18 protein-coding genes are annotated in these 20,509 nt (G+C 47.2%); 6 read left to right on the forward strand and 12 right to left on the reverse strand.

The window, feature by feature from the left end:
• Nucleotides 1–63: 63 nt before the first annotated feature.
• Together H6H02_RS17925 and H6H02_RS17930 are read right to left on the reverse strand one after the other, a co-directional pair.
• A complete protein-coding gene (locus tag H6H02_RS17925) occupies nt 64–762 on the reverse strand; it encodes a hypothetical protein (protein ID WP_190820205.1) in 699 nt (232 codons plus the stop codon).
• On the reverse strand, nt 755–1,312 hold the full coding sequence (locus tag H6H02_RS17930; RefSeq protein WP_190820206.1) for an Npun_F5560 family protein: 558 nt from the start codon (nt 1,310–1,312) through the stop codon (nt 755–757). Before H6H02_RS17930 ends, H6H02_RS17925 begins: the two co-directional genes overlap by 8 nt.
• A gap of 292 nt (nt 1,313–1,604) precedes the next feature.
• On the opposite strand from H6H02_RS17930, the gene H6H02_RS17935 reads away from it, so the two are divergent.
• Nucleotides 1,605–3,044, forward strand: a complete 1,440-nt coding sequence (locus H6H02_RS17935; RefSeq protein WP_190820208.1) for a phosphoglucomutase/phosphomannomutase family protein — start codon at nt 1,605–1,607, stop codon at nt 3,042–3,044.
• A 22-nt stretch (nt 3,045–3,066) separates the two neighbouring features.
• Nucleotides 3,067–3,384, forward strand: a complete 318-nt coding sequence (locus H6H02_RS17940; RefSeq protein ID WP_242040764.1) for a LapA family protein — start codon at nt 3,067–3,069, stop codon at nt 3,382–3,384.
• A gap of 36 nt (nt 3,385–3,420) precedes the next feature.
• Here the strand turns inward: H6H02_RS17940 and H6H02_RS17945 are convergent, their stop codons facing one another.
• The 4 genes from H6H02_RS17945 to H6H02_RS17960 all read right to left on the reverse strand — a co-directional run bounded on the left by H6H02_RS17945 (nt 3,421) and on the right by H6H02_RS17960 (nt 9,329).
• Nucleotides 3,421–3,993 carry a thermonuclease family protein gene (locus H6H02_RS17945; RefSeq protein ID WP_190820210.1) on the reverse strand — a complete coding sequence of 191 codons (573 nt, stop codon included), beginning with the start codon at nt 3,991–3,993 and terminating at the stop codon, nt 3,421–3,423.
• 289 nt (nt 3,994–4,282) lie between these two features.
• Nucleotides 4,283–5,212: a DUF4351 domain-containing protein gene (locus tag H6H02_RS17950; protein ID WP_190820212.1), complete on the reverse strand. Its 930-nt coding sequence runs from the start codon at nt 5,210–5,212 to the stop codon at nt 4,283–4,285.
• Nucleotides 5,213–5,236: 24 nt separating this feature from the next.
• Nucleotides 5,237–8,200, reverse strand: a complete 2,964-nt coding sequence (polA, locus tag H6H02_RS17955; protein ID WP_190820214.1) for a DNA polymerase I — start codon at nt 8,198–8,200, stop codon at nt 5,237–5,239.
• A gap of 283 nt (nt 8,201–8,483) precedes the next feature.
• A complete protein-coding gene (locus tag H6H02_RS17960; RefSeq protein WP_190820216.1) occupies nt 8,484–9,329 on the reverse strand; it encodes a DUF4114 domain-containing protein in 846 nt (281 codons plus the stop codon).
• Between the two features lie 543 nt (nt 9,330–9,872).
• On the opposite strand from H6H02_RS17960, the gene H6H02_RS17965 reads away from it, so the two are divergent.
• The 3 genes from H6H02_RS17965 to H6H02_RS17975 all read left to right on the forward strand — a co-directional run bounded on the left by H6H02_RS17965 (nt 9,873) and on the right by H6H02_RS17975 (nt 11,000).
• Nucleotides 9,873–10,127, forward strand: coding sequence for a hypothetical protein (locus H6H02_RS17965; protein WP_190820218.1), 255 nt, complete (start codon nt 9,873–9,875; stop codon nt 10,125–10,127).
• A gap of 35 nt (nt 10,128–10,162) precedes the next feature.
• Complete coding sequence (locus H6H02_RS17970; protein ID WP_190820220.1) at nt 10,163–10,387, forward strand: hypothetical protein; 225 nt, start codon at nt 10,163–10,165, stop codon at nt 10,385–10,387.
• Nucleotides 10,388–10,706: 319 nt separating this feature from the next.
• Nucleotides 10,707–11,000 (forward strand): WGxxGxxG family protein, encoded by a 294-nt coding sequence (locus H6H02_RS17975; RefSeq protein ID WP_190820222.1) that lies wholly within the window; start codon nt 10,707–10,709, stop codon nt 10,998–11,000.
• 285 nt (nt 11,001–11,285) lie between these two features.
• Here the strand turns inward: H6H02_RS17975 and H6H02_RS17980 are convergent, their stop codons facing one another.
• The 5 genes from H6H02_RS17980 to H6H02_RS18000 all read right to left on the reverse strand — a co-directional run bounded on the left by H6H02_RS17980 (nt 11,286) and on the right by H6H02_RS18000 (nt 17,055).
• Nucleotides 11,286–12,704: an IctB family putative bicarbonate transporter gene (locus H6H02_RS17980; RefSeq protein WP_190820224.1), complete on the reverse strand. Its 1,419-nt coding sequence runs from the start codon at nt 12,702–12,704 to the stop codon at nt 11,286–11,288.
• Between the two features lie 149 nt (nt 12,705–12,853).
• Nucleotides 12,854–14,455, reverse strand: coding sequence for a GAF domain-containing sensor histidine kinase (locus tag H6H02_RS17985; RefSeq protein WP_190820227.1), 1,602 nt, complete (start codon nt 14,453–14,455; stop codon nt 12,854–12,856).
• Nucleotides 14,456–14,918: 463 nt separating this feature from the next.
• The gene (locus H6H02_RS17990) at nt 14,919–15,641 is read right to left on the reverse strand and encodes a GUN4 domain-containing protein (RefSeq protein ID WP_190820229.1); all 723 of its coding nucleotides are present in this window, start codon (nt 15,639–15,641) and stop codon (nt 14,919–14,921) included.
• Between the two features lie 120 nt (nt 15,642–15,761).
• Entirely contained in the window at nt 15,762–16,256 is a 495-nt protein-coding gene (locus H6H02_RS17995; RefSeq protein WP_190820231.1) for an adenylyltransferase/cytidyltransferase family protein, read from the reverse strand.
• 115 nt (nt 16,257–16,371) lie between these two features.
• Nucleotides 16,372–17,055, reverse strand: coding sequence for a response regulator transcription factor (locus tag H6H02_RS18000; protein WP_190820233.1), 684 nt, complete (start codon nt 17,053–17,055; stop codon nt 16,372–16,374).
• 637 nt (nt 17,056–17,692) lie between these two features.
• Here H6H02_RS18000 and H6H02_RS18005 point away from each other — a divergent pair.
• Nucleotides 17,693–19,123 carry an NADP-dependent isocitrate dehydrogenase gene (locus tag H6H02_RS18005; protein ID WP_190820235.1) on the forward strand — a complete coding sequence of 477 codons (1,431 nt, stop codon included), beginning with the start codon at nt 17,693–17,695 and terminating at the stop codon, nt 19,121–19,123.
• Between the two features lie 46 nt (nt 19,124–19,169).
• On the opposite strand, the gene H6H02_RS18010 is transcribed toward H6H02_RS18005, so the two are convergent.
• Nucleotides 19,170–20,321, reverse strand: a complete 1,152-nt coding sequence (locus tag H6H02_RS18010) for a hypothetical protein (RefSeq protein WP_190820237.1) — start codon at nt 20,319–20,321, stop codon at nt 19,170–19,172.
• Between the last annotated feature and the right edge of the window lie 188 nt (nt 20,322–20,509).

Genomic DNA, 20,509 nt, shown 5'->3' on the forward strand with positions numbered 1-20,509 from the left:
ATCGATAGCCGAGACAGGGAGACACCATAAATCGGCGACCTATACGTGCGTAGCCGCGATTTCTTAATTATTAATGGCGTTGATTTGGATGTCAGAAATTGCTTGACCCGTCAAGCAGTGCCAGTGGCAGGTGAATAAATCTGGCTCTTGGACGCTGATGCTAGCGATCGCGGGTTCCCCCGGAAAAGGCAAAAGTCGGTCAAAAACAATTTCTTGCTCTTGAAAGCCGAACTGCAATAAATAAACAGCCGGTGGCGCTGATAAAAATTGGAGTAATTGATGACTTAGTTGGTACAGTGGCTGACGCCAGATATCCGATAGATGCACCGGCTGACGATAACATTTAAAAGCCGGTTCTGAACGCCTACTTTCATCGTCCTCAACCATACCAATTACCTCGCCGTAGAGTGGCCCCTTTGCCGTGAGAACGATTGGCAACCAGAAATCACCCACACCCGTCAGATGTCCTAATTGCTCTACCGACTGGCGTAAACCTGTCACGTCGCGGCAAGCCTGATAGAGGGATTGGGCTGGAAATTCCAAGTTTTCCGGCAAATTTAGCGTTAAAGGACACCAAAGGATTTCCGCTTGGTTTTGCCAGTCCGCGCAGACAGAGGCGATAAATCGCGTCTCTACAACTTGTATCGCTGTCGATACTGGAGAATTGAGCGCGGTTTGCTTGAGGGCAGACACCATTTTGGCTGTTGTGGGCGATGCCGCAAGCTCATCAGCAGCATCAACCACAATCAGAACTTTACGCATGACCAAAGGTTGGAATCGGGCTATTACGAACACCTGCACGGGGGAAACTGGGCAGATCGAGTCCGGTCGTCGTGCGACGGGTTCTGACAGCTAGACGGTAACTCACACTTTGCAACTCAGCATGGAGTTGACGATTTTCCCGTTGCAGCATCGCTACTTTCTCCCGCACGGGTGCCATGCGTTCGGCAAATTTCTGGCGATAAATCTGTGGCAACTCCTGCACCACTTGCTCTAGCATCCGGCTGCGGTCGGTCAATTCCTGTACAGACTGCCGCAATTGATAAATTTCGGTGTCGCGGGTCGTAATCTGTTCCTGATAGAACGTTACCTGCTGCTCGACCTCTTGCAGTTGTTCTCGCAGCGCTCTCATCTGAGCCATGTGCCGCTCAGACACTTCCGGTCTGGGCATAAAGTTGGCATTGCCCTTAACCAGCCGGAATAGTTCTTGAGACAACTGTTGAACCAGTTGGTCTCGCATCTGCAACTCTTCGCGCAGGCGAGTTGCGTCAGATTGAAGCGTTTGTAGGTTTGGCGTGTCGGTCTGGCTCACAATGGCTTATGGCTCCTCTTGAAATGATTTTCCTGATGGCAGGCGCGAGGCAAGAGCGGATTGCTCATATTGCTTTTGCAGCTAATTTACCATTTGCAACAGGAATTAACACCTGATTGGTACTCTTGTTTGCAATTAAGGATTGGGTCTATCGTATCCTCAGATTCAGCTAGATTTTCTGCCGGTGCGAACAAGTCGTTCGGTTTTTACAAGCCATTTGTTCGTCAGCAGCGAGATTGAAAGGGATAGGCGTCTTGTAGTATTTAGGTGGAATCAAGAGGAAGTGGTTAAGATGAGTGCAGCCAGCAGTTCAAACAAGATTAAATTTGGCACCGATGGATGGCGGGGGATTATCGCCGATGACTTTACCTTCGCTAATGTGTGTAAAGTAACGCGGGCGATCGCAAGTTATCTCGAAAATGCCTATTCCAAAGACCGTCCCGTCTTAGTAGCTTACGATACCCGTTTTTTAGCCGACCAATTCGCCCGGACTGCCGCTGAAGTTTTGGTAGATGCCGGGTGGACGGTGAAAATTGTCGATCGAGATTGCCCGACACCAGTCATTGCTTACAACGCTAAGCTTCTCAACTCTGCTGGGGCACTGATGTTCACCGCCAGTCATAACCCGGCTCCCTATTGCGGCATCAAATACATCCCCGATTACGCAGGACCGGCTACGCCGGAAATTACGGATACAATCGTAGCAAATATTGAAAGTGCTACGGATGAACCGCCGAGTGGCAACAATGCCAATAAGATTTCCACCTTTGATCCCAAGCCAGATTATCTCCAGTTTATTTACACCCTGCTGGATGTAGAGCGAATCAAGAGCGCAGGGCTAAAAGTGAAGTATGACGCTCTCTACTCGACTTCTCGCGGCTACCTGGATACTGTCTTAGAGCGCTGTGGTTGCGATACAGAGTCATTCCACACCTACCGCGATGTTCTCTTTGGTGGTGGAATGCCAGAACCGAAGGGAGAGGAATTGATTGGACTCGTCGAAGCAGTGAAAAAAGACGGGGCAGATTTAGGTTTGGCGACGGATGGAGATAGCGATCGCTTCGGCATTGTTGACGAACAAGGAAACGTGCTGACGCCGAACACGGTGCTGCTGTTGCTGGCGCGTCACCTAGTCAAGAACAAAGGTAAAACTGGTGCAATTGTCCGCACCGTTGCCACCACCCATCTGCTGGATAACCTCGCCGCTAAGTACGGCTTGGAAATCTACGAAACAGCAGTAGGTTTCAAATACATCGGCGAGAAAATGCGCGAGACGCAGGTATTGATCGGCGGTGAAGAATCAGGCGGATTGAGCATTATCGGGCATATTCCTGAAAAAGACGGGATTTTAGCCGATATGCTAGTTGCAGAAGCGATCGCTTACGAAGGCAAGCCTTTAAGTCAGCTAGTAGAAGAAGTAATCGCAGAAGCCGATGGTCCTCTGTACAACAAACGTCTCGATTTGCACTTAAATGACGCCCACAAAGCCGCTGTCATCGATGATTTCACCAAAAATCCCCCAGCAGAAGTGGCAGGAATTAAAGTGAAAGAAGTAGGGCGCAAAGACGGGATTAAACTCTACTTAGAAGAAGGCAGTTGGATACTCCTGCGTCCTTCGGGAACAGAACCGCTAATGCGGGTTTATCTGGAAACGAACACTCCAGAAAAAATGACCCAAATTGCCCAGCAAATGGAACAAACTATTAACCAACTGGAACCCGTCACAGTCTAAATGATCGGTAGGAGCAAGGGCATTGCCTTGCTCCTACTTGGTAGCAGGAACTTACTTAGTCGCCATTATCAACATGAAAGCCCTTACCAACCTGCTCACCTCGCTGATTTTAGCCAGTTCCATCGCAGCGATCGCACTCTTGTCCATTCAAAACATCACGCCGGTATCGGTGAAATTTCTGACTTCCCAGTCGATCCGGATGCCGGTTGGCGTCGTACTGGCGTTTAGTGCTGGCGCAGGAGCGATTGGGAGTGCGATCGTGCCCATTGTTTGGGGATCGCCTTCTAGTAATCAGTCTCAATCAGAAGATGCCAGTGAGTATGCTGACGAAGACTTTTAATGGTTATTGTTCATTGCAATTAACCATGAGCCTTTGCTACTTACTCTCACTGCGATACTCCCACGGCGGCAGAAATTTGGAGTCACGCCAAATGCCGCGCCGACTCTTTTTCGCCTCAGCTTCTGCTTGCTCAACGATAGCAGCGCTAGGGCAATCTTTTAGATATTGACGATACACCAGAACCAGTCCCTCTTTTGCCAACACTTCCTGAATAAAAGTGCCATCGGGCAGGCGCACTTCGCTAACTTTGCGCCCATATCTGTCAGTATCGGTTACAGTTAAGCGAACGCGATCGCCTCCTTGCTGTACCAATTCTTGTAATCGCTGCTGGGTTTTTATTCCCCACTTGAATTGGTTTTGATCTGCTGCTTTTTTGCTTGCCTTTTCCTTACTGGAATGGGGAACTTCCGGAGCATCCACACAAGCAAAGCGCACGTTGATGTTTTTCCCACTGCGATCCGTCACGGCAAGAGTATCTCCATCGCTGACTCGCTTAACCGGGTAAGTAGGAGAACCAAAAATAGCTTCACATCCCACCAATCCAAGGATGAGAACAACTGCACCAGTCCAGACGAGAGAGTTTTGGATAAGTTTGCGAGTGCCGGTCATTATAAATATTTACTACAAAAGAAAAGTCCATTAGGACAGACGTTTCCATTGTCCAATAGTTTCGGAGTCTGTTACTAGCTTTTAGCAGTGGGGATGGTGAAGGAAGATGCGATCGCGCTTTTAACCAACGCTTTGCTTGTTTCAACTACCAGCTTTTCTTTCACCATACTGAGTTACCCGTCGAAACATTTTTAACCCATACTCCAGCAACTCCCGCAGCATTTCTATCTAATCATCTCTCCAAATTGGCTCGTAATGCTTCCCTAGAGGTGTCAATACTGGCAGCTTATTATCCTTGAGATAACTCCGATGACGCTTGATGTAACCAAGCTTCTAAATCCGCCGAAGATGAAAAATCTAAAAGCGCCTCTGCTAAATCCTCTAACTGAGTCAGCGGTAATTGCTGAATGCGATGTTGTAACTCAGGAGGAACTGCACCAATTCGCCGTGGTAGCTGCCGCATAACCAGCGACAGTGTTGCTTCCTGCTTTCCTTGTTCAATGCCTTCTTCCATCCAGCTAGTGACAATTCGCATAATGACCTCCTGCTCAGTTGGCTCTATCCTAGCAATGTCAGCTCGTAGAAGCCTTTCTTCTTCTGAACTTAAGCGTAGATAAGTGTCAATAAAACCGGAAATTAATTGCATTTTGGCGGGGTCTAGCCTCAAAGTAGCCAAAAGACGCAGACACTCAAATTTTACCCGGCGGCGATCGCTTGGCTCTATATTCATTTTTGCCATTAGCGCACTAGCAACTGGATTGGGTTGCTGCACAAAATCCCGCCAATTCAGCTGATTTAACTGAATGACATCATAGTTGAACTGCAAAACAACTTTATTGGGAAAAGCCACCTGATAAACGTTAGGTTCTGGAGTTTTGGGACTGTTATAAGAAAACACCACCACAGGATACACAGGCAGATCGAATTTTTCAGACAAACGGGAGAAATAGCGGAACATCCGCTTGCCAAAGTCAGTTTGATATTGTGCTTGGTTCTCTACATGAATTAGGAAGAAAGATTCCTGACCTCGAAATTCAGCCTTGACGATTAAATCAGCTTCATAACGTTCGCCAGCAGTAACATCTGTAAAGACTTCTTTATCTAAAAATTCTATGGAGTCGCGTTCCAGATAAGTTGCTACTTCTGGCAAAAATAACTCTATGAACTCCCCAAAAAAGGTAGTGAGGAGTTCCTTAAATAAGCGGTCATGGTCGCTCATCCGCGTTTTTGAAGTTACGATTCTTTACTTCGTTTCCATCCAATTCTGCCCTGCACGCACATCAACGACTAAAGGCACACTTAAAGAAACCGCATTTTCCATTGTGGAACGAATTTTAAGCTGTAATTCTTCCCATTCAGAGGGAGGAACTTCAAGCACTAATTCATCGTGAACTTGCAATAGCAAACGCGCCTGATAATTCTGCAAAACTGCGTGCAGTTTATCCATTGCAATCTTGATGATATCGGCGCTAGAACCTTGGATTGGAGCATTAGCGGCGGCGCGTAGCGAACCGGCGTCAGCTTGTCCCAAATTACGGAGTTTGTCAAGGTTAATTTCATCAGGATTGCTACCTTGGAGCTTGCGGAGACTGCCGCCCTCAAAGTTAAAGTAACGGCGGCGTCCTAGAATAGTCTCGACATAACCGTGAGCGATCGCTTCCCGCTTCACCCGCTCCAAATATTCAAATACCTTACGGTAGCGCTCGTTAAACCGATCGATAAACAATCTGCCTTCGGTTGCCTTCACCCCAGCTTCCCGCGCAAATCGCTGCGCCCCCATCCCATAAATGACGCCGAAGTTGATAATCTTCCCCAATCGGCGCTCTTCAGATGTCACCGTATCCTTCTCCAACAACAGCCGAGCGGTGACACTGTGAATATCTTCATTTTGCTGGTATGCCTCAATCAGCACCGGCTCTTGGCTCAAGTGAGCCAAAATCCGCAACTCAATTTGCGAATAGTCAGCAGCAACCAGTAGCCAGCCAGTTTCTGGCACAAATCCTTTGCGAATCCGCCGACTAAAAGCTGTGCGGATGGGAATATTTTGTAAATTGGGATTAGAAGAAGACAATCGCCCTGTTGTCGTACCTGTCTGATTAAAATTCGTATGCACCCGCTGGGTATCTGGACGTATCAACAACGGTAAAGCGTCCACGTAAGTAGACTTCAGCTTAGAGAGGGTACGATACTCTAAAATGGCATCGACCAGTGGATGATCGCCTTGCAGTTTTTCCAACGTTGCCGCATCTGTAGAATAACCCGATTGAATTTTACGAGACTTTTTAGTATCTAACTTGAGTTTGTCGAATAAGATTTGGCTCAGTTGTTTCGGTGAACCCAAGCTAAATTTTTCCCCGGCTTCCTGATAAGCTTTCTGCTCAATCGCAGCTAAATCCTTTTCCAGTTCTTGCGATAGTGTCTGGAGATAAGCTGGATCGATGCGAATGCCCACATATTCCATCTGAGCTAAAACTGGCTCTAAGGGTTGTTCTACTTCCCGTAACAGCCGGTGAAGAGCTGGGACTTCCTCTAATTTTTCTCGTAGCTTTAGTACCAACTGGAATGTGGCATAGACTTGCATCCCGCAGTAATAGGCTACCGTCTGAATATCCATATCGGCAATCGTTTTGCCTTTAGGCACCACCTCCGTATAATTGCTGATACTTAGCTCCAGATGCCGCAGGACTAAGTCGCTGAGGTTGTGGCTGTTTTCTGGATTTAGCACGTAACTGGCAAGCATCGTGTCAAACACCACCCCAGCCAAGTTAATTCCCTGACAGCGCAACACCAGCCGGTCAAACTTGGCGTTCTGCAACGATTTGGGATAGTCAGCACTTTCCAGAATCGGACGCAACGCTTCTAAGACAGCCGTTTTATCCAGATTTTCACCAGTTTTGTGACCCGTGGGAATATAAGCAACTTCAGACGGATCGATTCCCCAGCAGCAGCCAATCCCCACAAGTTGAGCGTCTCGTGGCTCTAGGGAATCCGTTTCCGTATCCCAAGCTACTGGGTTGTCAGGGTTGGTGCAACTTTGCAGCTGCTTTATCAGTTCTGTCAGTTTTTCTGGAGTATCAATAATTTGGGCGCTAATCTTACTCGCAGCATTTGTGTCTGCCTTGCTAGCCGCTTCGGTGTCAGCGGCACTGAAAAACCAGGAATCGCCATCATCAAAAGTGATTTGTTCAAGTTCTTCTTTAGATTCAACGGGTTTAGCTTCCTCTGCCACACCGCCAAATGCCTGCTGCAACTGCTTGATTCGGCTCAAATAAGTCCTAAACTCTAACTTTTCTAGCAGCGGTTCTAGCTCGGCGTTATCAAATCCCTTCAACGGGCAGTCTTCTAAACTAACGTCTAGAGGGACATCAAGAACGATCCTTGCCAAGTGCTGGGAACGGTATGCCTCTTCTTTCCCGGCTTCCAGCTTCTGTTTGACCGCTCCTTTAATCTCATCCAATGAGGCATAAATCCCATCCAGGGAGCCGTACTCTGTCAGCAACTTCACGGCTGTTTTGTCGCCAATGCCCTTAACACCAGGGATATTGTCGGAGGCGTCGCCACACAGAGCTTTGTAATCGACAACCTGCTCTGGTGTAATGCCCTTTAGTTTCTCTTTAACTTCCTCTGGCCCAAATTCTACTGGCCCTGTATTACTGCCACGTTGCCAGAAGGTTTGACCAAGATAAAGAACGCTAATTCCCTGTGCAGTGTTAACCAGTTGAAATAAATCTCTGTCACCCGTAACAATCTTTACCCGATACCCGGCGGCACTCGCCTTTTGTGATAGCGTTCCCAAGACATCATCTGCCTCATACCCCGGTGCCGTCACAATTGGCAGATTGAAGGCATCTAAAAGGTCGTGGAGATTTTTCAGGTCAATGATAAAGTCTTCTGGCGTCTCAGCACGGTCAGCTTTATAGGTATCGTCAGCTTCGTGGCGGAAAGTGGGTAAGCCGAGGTCGAATGCGATCGCCATCGCCTGAGGTTGCTGGGATGCTATCACTTCTAGTAACGACTTGAGGAAGCCAAAACAAACACTGGTAGGAATCCCAGTCTTGGTTTTTAAGCCTCCATCCCGCCCTTTAGCAAAGGCAAAATAGGCGCGGAAGGCTAACGAATGACCATCAACCAGGATGAAGACAGGTCGCATATCGGATGAGCTAGCAGCGGAGTTAGAGGGGTTGGAGGCAGAGGTAGATTGAGACATAGCCTTATTTTAGCTAGCGCCATAGAGCAGATATTCTTTACGATGGCTCAGATTGCTCACTTCACGCGAACAAGCCGTTAGATATCTCATCCCACGGCTCAGCCTGACTGATTTTAACTACCCCTGGGGAAAATATCCTATCTATGCGCTTAGCAACTAGCTATGCCAACAGCGAAGCTGCTGCTAGATAAACTTCCCAAAAAAAAAGCCCGCAGGCGCAGGCTAGAAATAAGGGTTATCGACTAATTGAACTTGCAAAGATTCTCAGCAATAAGCCAGGGGATTAGCCATTGATTTGGCTGTTGCGGCGGCGACGCAGACCAAACATACCTAACGTACTCGCAGCTACCAGTGCCAACGTTGCAGATGGTTCAGGTACGCTTTGCAGACTTTGATTGCCGATATCGACGATGAAAACTGTGTCGTTGAAATCCCGGTCAGATGCTGGAGTCACGCCAGTCTCGCTTCCATCTCCGTACAAATCTTCAAAACCGATCACTAGGTAACGGGAGTTAAAGAGATAGCCTTTGGCGTGCTGTAGCCCATCAGGGTTAGAAGCATTAAAAGCAGAATTGTAAATGCCGTAGGAGTTGTCGGTGCCGTACAAGCTATTAGCGTTCAACTGGAAGTTCAGGGTTGTACCTTTGCTGAAGTTGCCTAAGTTAACCCAATCTCCTTGCTTCAAATTAGTAAAGCTGCTTTGGTTTTCTCTAATGCTTTCTGTGCTATTGAGTTCCCAGAAAGCCAGCCCATCTTTGACAATGTTGCCGTTGCTGTCAAGTGCTTGATAACCCAACTGATTGTTATAATCCGCCCCTTCATTAACGAAGTAAGCACGAACATCCGTGTTATTTTGCAACGTTAGTTTGCTTAAATCAAATGATTGACCGCCTAAAAGGCTCAAGTTAGGAAATGCGTGTTTTTCTTGAGACTTATTTATCTGCGTGTTTAAGCTATCGATAAGCGTGCTGATGTTTGAAAAATCATCAGATTGGCTCAATGTATTCTTTGTGGGTGCAGTATTTCCAGAACCCCAGTTGATCTCAGCCGATGCCGGTGCAGTTGCAGAGATGACGCCGGTCAGGGCAGCAGCAGCGGCGAACAGACTAGAAATTAGTTTGATTTTCATTTGAGTACCTCTACCAGGCGATGAACGACTTCACCTTATCCAACCGGCAAATACATCTAAAATAATTGAGTTTATTTTTACTTTAGAAGCCCGGTGCAGATATGTGTTTTCTTTTCCTTGTCTATTAATAACTGAAGTTTTAATTCTTTGTCTATGATTTTTGAAATTCTTTTTGACCTCTTTACACTATTCGCTATTTACGCAAAACCCTTAAATATACTTACAAAGCCACTAATTATTTATAAATTAATCAGTAGTATTATCCTCAGTTCTTAGAAATTATTTTTAAATTATGTCGGTAAATATTCTGAAACCTATTAAGGGATTTTGCGGATAGCGCTTTTTGTTTGGCAGTGATAACTGTAAAAGTTCATTATTATCAAGAATGGAGAATTTCTAGAGTTAGGTAAAAATACCAGCAGGAGCTGGTAATACGCACGAAGCTGACAGCCTACGCAGATTACGTAACCGTGAGTTCGGGGTAGGGCACAGGCAAAACAGGTAAGCTGAAAGTGCTGAATTCTCCACCCATCTGCTTGTCCTATGCTCAGTGAAGAAGAAAAGTTCTACGGCGTCGATGACTGGTGCCAAAAGTTTGAACCCGGTTGGCAGCCACAATGGCTTTGTGGATGGGCTGCAACACGGTCAACGAGAACGTTTAGCCTATTATTGCGGAAGCAGTCGATGATTGGGACAGTGATTGATATCAATACAAGTGACAACTTAGCAGCGATTTCCGCCTTACGGAAGCGGTCGATGATGGAGACAGTGATTGACCCGTGGAAGAACATTTCTTAGCGCGAGCATTCTCATGCCCTCTGGGGAGTATCCTGATGTGTGTAAATATCCCTAGAGAAAAGCAAATCGTGGTCTATGCCAACCCCCTTTTTCTCAAGGAGGTAGAAGTGGCGAGAGCTTTTACCAAACCCAATCCGGATGGTGCGCGGGCTTTAGAACCCTTGCCTTGTGGGTTTAGTTTGTTAAGAAGCGAATTCCATTTGCCCTTTTCACAAAAATCTGATGCTCTGTCACCGCAGCTGGGTCAACTTTCTGGTTAAACTGGTGTGCGGATTGACTGCAAGAGCCACCAACCCCAGAAGCCCTTTATCTCCATCGACGACAATTTACTACCTGCTGTTTAACCCAAATTCACGTTAATTAGGAAGCTTATTCTTGATCCCCAGCCTGAAAAAGTTAAGTTTGCTTTCACGTTAAAAGTTATTTAATTATAAAGGGTAAGAAAGTGCTGGAAAGAATAGGCATTTTCTATCTCTATAGTTAGAGACTAGAAGTTTTTAGTTTATAGCCGTAGGTTGATTCTGCTTTGAAGAGAAATATATAAGTTTGTGAGTGAAGAACTGACAAGGAGCCTTTTTGATGAAACGAGCTGATTTGTCTAAATTTATTGGGGCTGGCGTTCTCTCCTTAAGTATGGCGGTTCTGCCTTTGACAGTGCCTGCTTCTGCTCAGACCAACACTGACACAAATACAACTACAGATACCGTTCCTAGCCAAGACGTTAGAACCGTTGAGAGCGATCGCAATTTTGATTGGGGTTGGCTGGGCTTACTGGGACTTCTTGGTTTAGCAGGTTTGGCGGGTCGTAAGAATGAAGAAACAACCCGTTACCGTGACCCCGATCCAGTAAGTCGTACCGGTCACAGAGAGTAAAAGAACGGATGGCTTATACGAAAATTAAAGCCACTAAAAAAGGCAAAAGAAAGAAGGGGGAAATCTTTTCTTTGCCTTTTTGCTTTTGAAATTTTTTAAACCTGTTTGGATTCAATATAAATCAAAGTCAGGGTCATTAGTCTTTAGTCATTGGTACAACTCCATCCACTCTAGGAATGTCGTTTGGACAAGAGTTTGCGAGTCCTTTTTTTTCGTTCGTATTTGGACGGAGTAGGTGCCGAAAAAAGTCTAAAAACTAATGAATAATCAAACAGGGAAATCGGATTAACTGTGTTCCGTTATCGTCTGCGGAGTGCGATCGCTACCCGGTGAGAAGGTGTAATAACTAGCAATCAACGCCACCATCATCCACCAAAGCGTATTTACTTCCGGTCTATACCAGACTGTATCTACCAAACCATGTCCTAATAGACCAAATATCGTAGCGATTGCCGCTATCAGCCAAAAACCCTCACGCCTGCCCAGTTGTCGCAAACGATTTAGCTGTAGCCACCCTTGGTTAAAGGTGACAACCAGTAACCACATAAAGCAGCAAAAACCAATCAAACCAGTTTCTACAGCCAATTCCAGAAAAACTGAATAAGCACTTAAGGCAGTATAACGGGGGCGCTGATAAAGGGGATAAATTTTGTTAAAAGCCTCGTTGCCAGGGCCAATTCCCAAAATTGGGCGATCGCGGATCATCTCAACCACCGCCTCCCAAACGTTGACCCGGAAATTGTTACTGCTATCCTGGCTGCGATTGGCAAAAATACTAAAAGCGCGATCGCGCACTGGTTCGACAAATAGGATCGCTACCGCTAGCACTAGCGCTAAACTTCCTAGCAGAATCGGCAGCGACCAAGTCCGCCAAAAAGGAGGTAGATGCTCGCTGATCCAGTAAAGCAGCATCAGCGAGAATACGAAAAGCAAAAGTATAAAGCCAATCCAGCCGCCACGACTGAACGTGAGAATCAAACAGGCAGAATTGACTGCGAACATCGTCAGCGCCAAGGCTTTACGACTCCAGCCCCGCCAAGCAAAAATAGCAGCCAGTGACAAAGCGATCGCAGGCAAAAGATAAGCCGCAAGTAAATTGGGATTACCCAGATAGCTATAAACTCGCGTTGTTTTAGACATGGGAGACGTTGGATCCGTCCAAGTTGCCAGTGCCTCCGCCCCGAAAAACCATTGTCGCAGCCCATAGACACTAACAATCAGCGCGATGTGGAGATACACCGCGATCAGGATAGAACGCAGTCGAGGCGATCGCAGTACCCGCGCCATTAGCGCAAAAAATAGTAAATACAGCGTTAGCTTGCCCCAGCCTTTCAAAGCAGCCATCTTCACGGGCGACAAAGCCGTTGCTACAGTGGAAATGCCCCAGTACAGCAACACCAGCCAGTGAATTGGAGTAACCTTAGACGCTTCGCCCGGTACATAACCCGCCTCATCCGAGAGCGTCAGCAGTATCCAAAAGCCAGCGCAGGCAGCTAACAACACGCCAACCAGCGCTGTTGACACAAAAGGAGCCAACGCAAAGACTAAAGCCACCAACAAGGCTCCCAATGGCTCCGCCCACTGCACGCAAAAGCTACTCTGCCGCCAGCTTCGCAAGCTACCGACCAACCGATGCAAATAGCTTGCACTTTGCCACTGATACAGGGGCAAACTGGACAAGGTAAATTGTTGCCAAACAGTCATGTGATAGGTCAGGGGTAATTGATTATGGGTGATTGGTATTGGTCACATTCGTGATTTGTCATTGTCCATTGAAGTTGCTAAGAACAATTAGCCATTTCCCAGGACCCATTACCAATTACCCAAGTACATAGTTTATAGTCTCTAGTCCGTCAATCATCACCAATTGTTTCCAACGCATCCACCTGTGGCAAGCTGACTACATAGCGATATCCCGCCTCTGGAGAGCCTTGAACAGAAATGTGCCCGCCATGAATTTCTGCCAATAAACAGCTCAGTAACAGCCCCAAACTTTCACGAGAGCCATTGCCAACCGATAAATGGGACAGCCCTTCCGGGACAGCAGAATTACCGGCACGAGAACCCTTCAGCAGCAATTGATTCGTTGACATGAGGGACGGCACGGAGGATGGCTCTTGAATATAAGCAACACTCGCTTCTGAGAAAGCGGGTTCTGAGTGATGATTCGGCGACATATCAGACTGGGCATAAAACTCAATCTGAGGTAGACCATCTCCTAGCCAGGGGTGAGAAACCCAGACCGCAATATTCAGCTTTTCGATTTTGCGAGAGACATGAATGCGAACCACGCCCCCAGCATTGCCTGAGTTAATTAGATTAAAAATCAGGTAGTAAAGAATTTGCCGTACTTTATCCTTGTCAAGCAACCAGATGCGCTTTCCAGGCTCTACAGATAGACGAATCTGTTGCTGTCGCCCAGAGGCAATCTGTTGCAGGTTATTAATCGCCTGTTGACACAGCATTTCGATGTCCACAGACGTGAAATCGAGTTTTTGGCTAAACTCATCCAACCCTCCCAGAGACAGAATTTCATCAACCAGCGAAACTAAGTGCTGACCGCTGTTGTGGATAATTTCCAGATATTCCTTCTGCTTAGTCGTTAATGGCCCATAAACTTCGCGACCCAAAACACTTGCCATCCCCATAATTGAAGTTAGTGGAGTCCGCAGTTCCTGTGATAGCTGGGATAGGAGTTTGACTTTAACGGAGCTAGTTGCAGAGGGGCTAGGGGTTGAACGGGTCAGAGACAACACTTCATCCGCATTGGCATTAGTCGAGGCGGCATTGTAATCCAATTCCACTTCTTTACCAAGCCCTGACTGCCCGTTAGGCGACGGTTTGGCAAACCAGTGGCTGGAGTTGGTACGATGCTCTACAGGACCTAATTGTCGCGTTTCTAAAAACAGACGGTTTCTCTCAAATTCACTCAGACTCCAGCGAGCCATGAGTTCCAAAAAGTCAATATCTTTGCTGGTAAAGTTACGAGGCACTAAATCCATGACTGCCAGGGTGCCCAGACAGATTCCCGTAGAGGATAGCAGTGGTGCCCCTAGATAGGCGCGAATGCCATAGTGCTGCACAAGAGCAGTTTCCGCAAAAGCTCGATTTGTTAGCGTATCGCCAGCAATCAAAACTTGATGACTATCAACCACATAAGCGCACAAAGATTGATGGCGTGGGAGTTGCCGGGACGTGGCGAGATCGTTCATCAACCCTAATCGTGATAAACCCACAGCTGCTTTGATCCGCTGCTTGTCTTGAGCCATTAAGCTTAAAATGCAAATCGGCGCTTCCAAAAATCGGGCTGCTGTTTGAGTAGCTTCCTCGAACACTGGAACCATCTCTGCTTCAAGTAGACCGAATTCTCCCAAAGCAGTGAACCTTTGTTTTTCTCGTGCTGCCGGTGTCAAACCATCCAAACGACAAAAAAGTCTGCTTTCTGGGGCTGCCATTACCATCCCTACTCCCATACGCTTTGCTTGTATGACTATATTTAATATCCCGCTACACTTAGCGTTCCCGAAGAATGCCTCTAACAAACACGTTAAGCAGAGAGTTTTGCTTTTCGGCTAAAAAAGGACTGAGGCTGAATGACACGGCTGAAGCGAAATTGACTTTTATCGTCGGTTAGACCATAAGAATATCGGGGGTTCTCCCGCCCTGGCGACGTAGTGTTTGAGGTCACGCAGGCGCGTTCATGCCGTAAGGCTTTAGCCTTCAAGGGAGAGGAAACCAATAAAAATCAGGGGGAGCGTTGAGTTTTGCTCTTATCTCAAGCCAACGGTGATTCGACTGGGAAGTGAGGAGGGGAAAAAAGAGTGAAAAGTAGAGTCATTTCTGCTGGCAAGAGGCTTTCTTGCTTCATTCACTCATCACTCTTGTTCGCTGAGTCTTGAGTCCTGAGCCTTGAAGTTTTCAACTTGACCAGGCGGGATGAGATAACAAGGCGGCAATCACCCGGACACCCCGCAGCTGATTTGAGAGAGGCAGATGACCCCTAGGGGCGCTGAGATCCCAGGTGAACTCGTTGGGGTATCGAGTCCAGTTATTGCCGCTCTTCCAGCCAATTTTGGGCCAGAACTTTAAGAAGTCTTTGCCGACACTTAGCCAAATTTCCCGCTGCACGGAAAAACCGAATTTGCCTTCTGAGTGTAGGAACCACAGGCTATTGATGGTTTGTAAATCGGGAATCGGGAAGTTTTCTACCTCTGTAAAGTACAACCATTTTCTCTGTACAGCCTGAGTCCCTGCCAATTCACACAACTTTTGCAAGGTTAGGCGGTCAGCAGCAAGAAAGTCCTGTTGCAACAGCAGGTGTTGCAGGGAGCTATAGTCAATGCCACGTTCTGAATGTAAGGGGATAATGCCGGTGGGGAAATGAGTTTGGAGAAATTCAGTTGCAGCAGGAACGTTGGCGTTGTAGAGCGTCTGGTAGGCTTTGGCTGTAACTAAATTGGTAGGAGCTGACTGGCTGTTACGTAAAAATTCCATCAGTACCTCTAAACCGGCATTACCCGCTTTTAGAAGTTCTGGGAGGAGTTGTAGTTGCGTTTTTTCAGAACCCGACTCAAACTTGCAGCGTAGGTCGGTAAGGTCTTGGCTGGTGTATGGTAGGTCGGCAGTCGTTTGGTCTGTCATGAAGCAAGTCATTTCAGGTTGCTGTTAGTTATTCGTCATTAGTCATTCGTCTCTAGTCTTTAGTCTTTAGTCAATAACTCATGACCAATGACTGTTGACTTTTGACTTTTGACCAATGCGCTAATCATTTGAGTGCAGGATGCGGTTAATCATCGCTGTGGTCGAGGTGGGAATTTCCACTTTGACCAATTCAATCTGACCTCCGTATGCCTGAACGGCAGGTGTTTCAGGCAGGGTTTCCAAGCTGTAGTCGCCTCCTTTGACATAAATATCAGGCTTGAGTGCTTCAATTAAGCCGGTGGCGGTCAATGAGTGGAAAATCACTACTCCATCCACGGGTTTAAGGGCGGCGAGAACTTCAGCCCGCTGCTGCTCTGGCACGATAGGTCGGGGAGGCAATCCCTGCTGATGGGGCTTGATGGCACGAACGGACTGATCACTATTTAACCCCACGACGAGCGATCGCCCCAAGGATTTTGCTACCTGTAAATATCGAACATGACCTGTATGAAGTAAATCAAAGCAGCCATTGGTAAAGACGAGCGGTCGCCATCGACTGGGATCTGCCGCGATCGCTTGACTTAATTCTTTTAATGTATATACACCTAAAATCATGGCTAATGAGAGTTTTGAGTTATCAAAAAATTTTTTAATTCAAAATTCAGAGGTGAGCGATCGCTTCTGTACAACTTACAACTTATGACCCATTATCAATTACTGGCTTCATCCCTCACTGCTCTTCATGGGTGGGAGGTCGGTATCCGTGTTCAAAAGCAAAGCGAACCAGTTGAGAGCGATTCTCTAGTTCCAGCTTACTGAGGATGTTGCTGAGGTGAGTCTGAACGGTACGCGGACTGATAAACAAGCGATCGCTAATTTGTTTATTGGTAAATCCCTGAATTACCTCCCAAAAAACTCTTTGCTCTGCGGGTGTTAACGGAAGCGGCTCGCAGGTGGCAGAACCCAATGTTCCGAGGGTTGCTGTTGCTGCGGTGGAACTGGTTGCCATCTGCTGCATCAACCGTACCATTTCCGCATGGATGCGGCGCGATCGCTCTAGCTGAGCTTCAATTTTTGCAACTAATTCCCTAGGATCGAAGGGTTTGGTTAGATAATCATCTGCCCCAATCGTATGACCTTGAATTCGGTCTTCTAGCTCTCCTTTACCTGACAAAAAGATAAACGGTACCAATTGCCCGATCGGAGTTGTTCGCAGGCGTCGGCAGAATTCCAACCCGTCCATCTCCGGCATCATCACATCGCTCACCACCAGATCCGGTGGAGCTTTTTCAAAAGCGCTTAATGCCTCCATACCAGAACTTACATCCTGAACCAGATACCCCTGGTTTTGCAGGTAGCGTGTCAAGACAGTTCGCAGGGTTCTATCATCATCAACGAGCAAAATTTTTTTCATCGTTACTCTAGATCGCCTTTATGGGGCCATATCAGCCTAGGTCTGCAAACTGAATTCATCCCGCTTTGATGTGAGTTGAGGTTTTTGCGAAAAGGGCAGAAGCGGCTTGTGCAGCATATCTCTTTTTTATCTCAGCTTGACATTCTCTGGCAGGGTCAAGAATTTCTTAGCCAGGAGTCGTGAGATTGAAGGACTAAAAACCAGCGATCGCCCTCAGTCTACTTTATTATCAGCATAAAGTATCAGCATAAAGACTGATGACAGAATGCGCTTAAGGTTATCCAAAAATCAGCTATTCGACCCATTCTAGTAAAGCGGTTTGGCTTTCTCTTTGCTAGATGGATGACAAAATTTTGATTTGAAGTGCTACTTCCTTCATCCTAGTAGCAGTTCTAGAGACTACCGTTAGGTCTAATCCTTTTTAGCTCTCCTGCTTGCCCGGTTGAAATTTTTGCCGCTACCCCTTAGTAGAGCCTCCCAGCGCCCCTGCTTCAGCTTGGATGATTTGTGGTCATCATGGCAATCAAACCGCCTAAACTGCAAAAAAGCTTAATTGAAACTTTTGCAAATCAGCCGATTTGGTAGTCTTCCTGTCAAAATATTGTCTGGCTCAGACTAGATCCAACAAGAGTGCAATATGTACGAAAAAATCACTCCCCCTGACATGGGCGAACGTATCATCTTCAAAGATGGCGAACCCGTTGTTCCAGACAACCCGATTGTTCCTTTCATTCGCGGAGACGGCACGGGTATCGACCTCTGGCCCGCCGCCCAGAAGGTCTTTGATGCTGCTGTCCAAGCTGCTTATGGTGGCAAGCGACAAATCAGCTGGTTCAAAATTTATGCCGGGGATGAAGCCTGCGAGAAGTACGGCACCTACCAATATTTGCCCCAAGATACCCTAGACGCCATTAAAGAATACGGGATTGCTATCAAAGGGCCGCTAACAACCCCCATTGGGGGCGGTATCCGGTCGCTGAATGTGGCATTGCGTCAGATTTTTGACCTTTACTCCTGTGTCCGCCCCTGCAAGTATTACCCAGGCACCCCCTCTCCCCATAAAAGCCCAGAGAAACTCGATGTCATCATCTATCGAGAAAATACAGAAGACATCTACCTGGGAATTGAGTGGCGTCAAGGCAGCGAAATTGCTAACAAGTTGATTGACATCCTCAATAATGAGCTAATTCCAGCAACGCCAGAACATGGTAAAAAGCAAATCCCCCTAGACTCTGGAATCGGCATCAAGCCAATTAGTAAGACGGGTTCCCAGCGCCTAGTGCGCCGTGCAATTAAGAATGCCCTACGGCTACCCAAGCGTAAACAGATGGTGACGCTGGTGCATAAGGGCAACATCATGAAGTACACCGAAGGCGCTTTCCGCGATTGGGGTTACGAAGTAGCGATCGCTGAATTTCGCGCCGAGTGCGTTACAGAACGAGAATCGTGGATTCTGGACAACAAAGCCCGTAATCCAGAGATTACCTTGGAAGAAAACGCCCGTCAGATTGAGCCTGGGTACGACGCCCTTACGGCAGAGAAAAAAGCCCAAATTACCCGTGAAGTTGAAGATGTTCTCAATGCTATCGGGGAAACCCACGGCAACGGTCAGTGGAAAGACAAGGTGATGGTGAACGATCGAATTGCCGATAGCATTTTCCAACAGATTCAGACTCGACCGGATGAATATTCCATCCTGGCGACGATGAACCTGAATGGTGATTATTTGTCAGATGCAGCGGCAGCAATTGTCGGTGGGCTGGGGATGGGACCAGGAGCCAATATTGGCGATCGATGCGCCATCTTTGAAGCGACTCATGGCACCGCACCAAAGCACGCTGGACTCGATCGGGTAAACCCCGGTTCGGTCATTTTGTCAGGCGTGATGATGTTGGAATTTATGGGCTGGCAGGAGGCAGCTGACTTGATTAAGCATGGCATCGGTCAGGCGATCTCTAACGGCGAAGTTACCTATGATTTGGCTCGACTCATGGAACCGCCGGTGGAGCCTCTAAAATGCTCAGAATTTGCCTCCGCCATCATCAAATACTTCCAAACTAATGAGTAAATAGGGATTAGCAATTAGCGAATAACCAATCGCTAATTGCTAACAGCTATGGATTTGAGAAAGTATTAATCTGACCCCCACCAATGTAGCGCCCTGGAACACGACGAGGAGTCGTAAAGTTAGGCTGGCTCGATTGGTTGGATTGCGATCCCGAATTACCCATGTTGGAGCCAAAGCCAGAGTTGCTGTTAAACCCGCTTGTCTGAGTGGTCGCTCCCGATGGGTACTGGCCATAGTTACTGGTAGTTATTGGTGCTACTGGTGGTGCTATCTGTGGTGTTACGGGGACCGCAGGTGCGGCAACGGGAGGCAGTGCCTGGGGCTGGCTTAAATAGGTGTAAGAATTCGGAGTAGAAGAACCCTGAGTAGTGCTGCTAGTTGTGACTGAGGGAGAGTTATAGCCTGTAGTATTTGCTAGGGCGCTTGCTGGTGGTGGTGCCATTTGCCCACCGGATGTGGAATTGGGAAGCGCCTGTTGAGAAGGATTTCCCGATGGCGATGCATTTGCTGCTTGGGTTGCCGAATTTTGATTCAACGCTTGTTGCAGGAGGTTGACTGGCAACGTGTTTTGGTTCGGGTTAGTGAGGTTGGGGACACCAAAGCCCAGATTCGGAGTGGAGGTTGTTGTAGGAATTGCCACCTGTTGATTGGGGGGTGTCAATCCCAAAAATTCTCCAGTATTGGGCTGGGGGCTAGCATTTGCTCCCCTATTGAAGAAATCTTGTGCTGATGTCAGAAAAGGATTGTTCAAGCTTTGCGGAGCTTTGGGGATTCCGGCGATCGCTTGAGGCTGATCCGTCGATTCTGGATTAGAGGCAGTAGACGGGTTGCGAGTTAGTTGCTCAAATAAACCCTGTGGCTCGTTTGGATCTGGAGTTTTTCCTTTTCCCGCCTTAGCAGCGCCACGATTAAATTCTTGCATTAGGGCGGGCAAGTTATCTATATCAGCACCAATCGCACTGCTTTCTTGAGAAAGGTTTGGGTCATCCGAGGGATTAGCTGCGGAATCGACTTGCTCATTCTCCGTTTCTTCATCGACAGCGCTGTTCAGCCACTCTGGATTTACCCAGTACTCCCATACCCCTAGTACTAGCATCACCATTGCGATCGCCGATCCCCAAAACGCAGGGCGCGTGAATGTCCGTAACCGTGCTTTGAAATAGCGGATGGAGGCAGGGACTTTTTTGGAAGATGACATAGCTATAGTGCAGATCGACTTGCACAAGGGGTTGTAAGTCGATTTTATACGCTATTGCCTTGAACTGGAACTGTCTTAATATACAATTTGTTAAAAAATTCCCTTCATTCGTGTAAATTTTCACCTAAGCTTTTAGTTTACTAAACTTTAAAATTAGGAAAGGAGAACAGATATGCCTCTACCAAGAA

Source organism: Coleofasciculus sp. FACHB-1120 (assembly GCF_014698845.1).
Classification (GTDB): Bacteria; Cyanobacteriota; Cyanobacteriia; order Cyanobacteriales; family FACHB-T130; genus FACHB-T130.

Excerpts from the sequence above, each read along its gene's own strand:
- H6H02_RS17995 (WP_190820231.1), bottom strand. The coding sequence starts at position 16,256 with ATGATTTTAGGTGTATATACATTAAAAGAATTAAGTCAAGCGATCGCG.
- H6H02_RS18005 (WP_190820235.1), top strand. The coding sequence starts at position 17,693 with ATGTACGAAAAAATCACTCCCCCTGACATGGGCGAACGTATCATCTTC.
- H6H02_RS18010 (WP_190820237.1), bottom strand. The coding sequence starts at position 20,321 with ATGTCATCTTCCAAAAAAGTCCCTGCCTCCATCCGCTATTTCAAAGCA.
- H6H02_RS17970 (WP_190820220.1), top strand. The coding sequence starts at position 10,163 with ATGTGTGTAAATATCCCTAGAGAAAAGCAAATCGTGGTCTATGCCAAC.
- H6H02_RS17925 (WP_190820205.1), bottom strand. The coding sequence starts at position 762 with ATGCGTAAAGTTCTGATTGTGGTTGATGCTGCTGATGAGCTTGCGGCA.
- H6H02_RS17935 (WP_190820208.1), top strand. The coding sequence starts at position 1,605 with ATGAGTGCAGCCAGCAGTTCAAACAAGATTAAATTTGGCACCGATGGA.
- H6H02_RS18000 (WP_190820233.1), bottom strand. The coding sequence starts at position 17,055 with ATGAAAAAAATTTTGCTCGTTGATGATGATAGAACCCTGCGAACTGTC.
- H6H02_RS17950 (WP_190820212.1), bottom strand. The coding sequence starts at position 5,212 with ATGAGCGACCATGACCGCTTATTTAAGGAACTCCTCACTACCTTTTTT.
- H6H02_RS17990 (WP_190820229.1), bottom strand. The coding sequence starts at position 15,641 with ATGACAGACCAAACGACTGCCGACCTACCATACACCAGCCAAGACCTT.
- H6H02_RS17980 (WP_190820224.1), bottom strand. The coding sequence starts at position 12,704 with ATGACTGTTTGGCAACAATTTACCTTGTCCAGTTTGCCCCTGTATCAG.
- H6H02_RS17965 (WP_190820218.1), top strand. The coding sequence starts at position 9,873 with ATGCTCAGTGAAGAAGAAAAGTTCTACGGCGTCGATGACTGGTGCCAA.
- H6H02_RS17945 (WP_190820210.1), bottom strand. The coding sequence starts at position 3,993 with ATGACCGGCACTCGCAAACTTATCCAAAACTCTCTCGTCTGGACTGGT.
- polA (WP_190820214.1), bottom strand. The coding sequence starts at position 8,200 with ATGTCTCAATCTACCTCTGCCTCCAACCCCTCTAACTCCGCTGCTAGC.
- H6H02_RS17975 (WP_190820222.1), top strand. The coding sequence starts at position 10,707 with ATGAAACGAGCTGATTTGTCTAAATTTATTGGGGCTGGCGTTCTCTCC.
- H6H02_RS17985 (WP_190820227.1), bottom strand. The coding sequence starts at position 14,455 with ATGGCAGCCCCAGAAAGCAGACTTTTTTGTCGTTTGGATGGTTTGACA.
- H6H02_RS17960 (WP_190820216.1), bottom strand. The coding sequence starts at position 9,329 with ATGAAAATCAAACTAATTTCTAGTCTGTTCGCCGCTGCTGCTGCCCTG.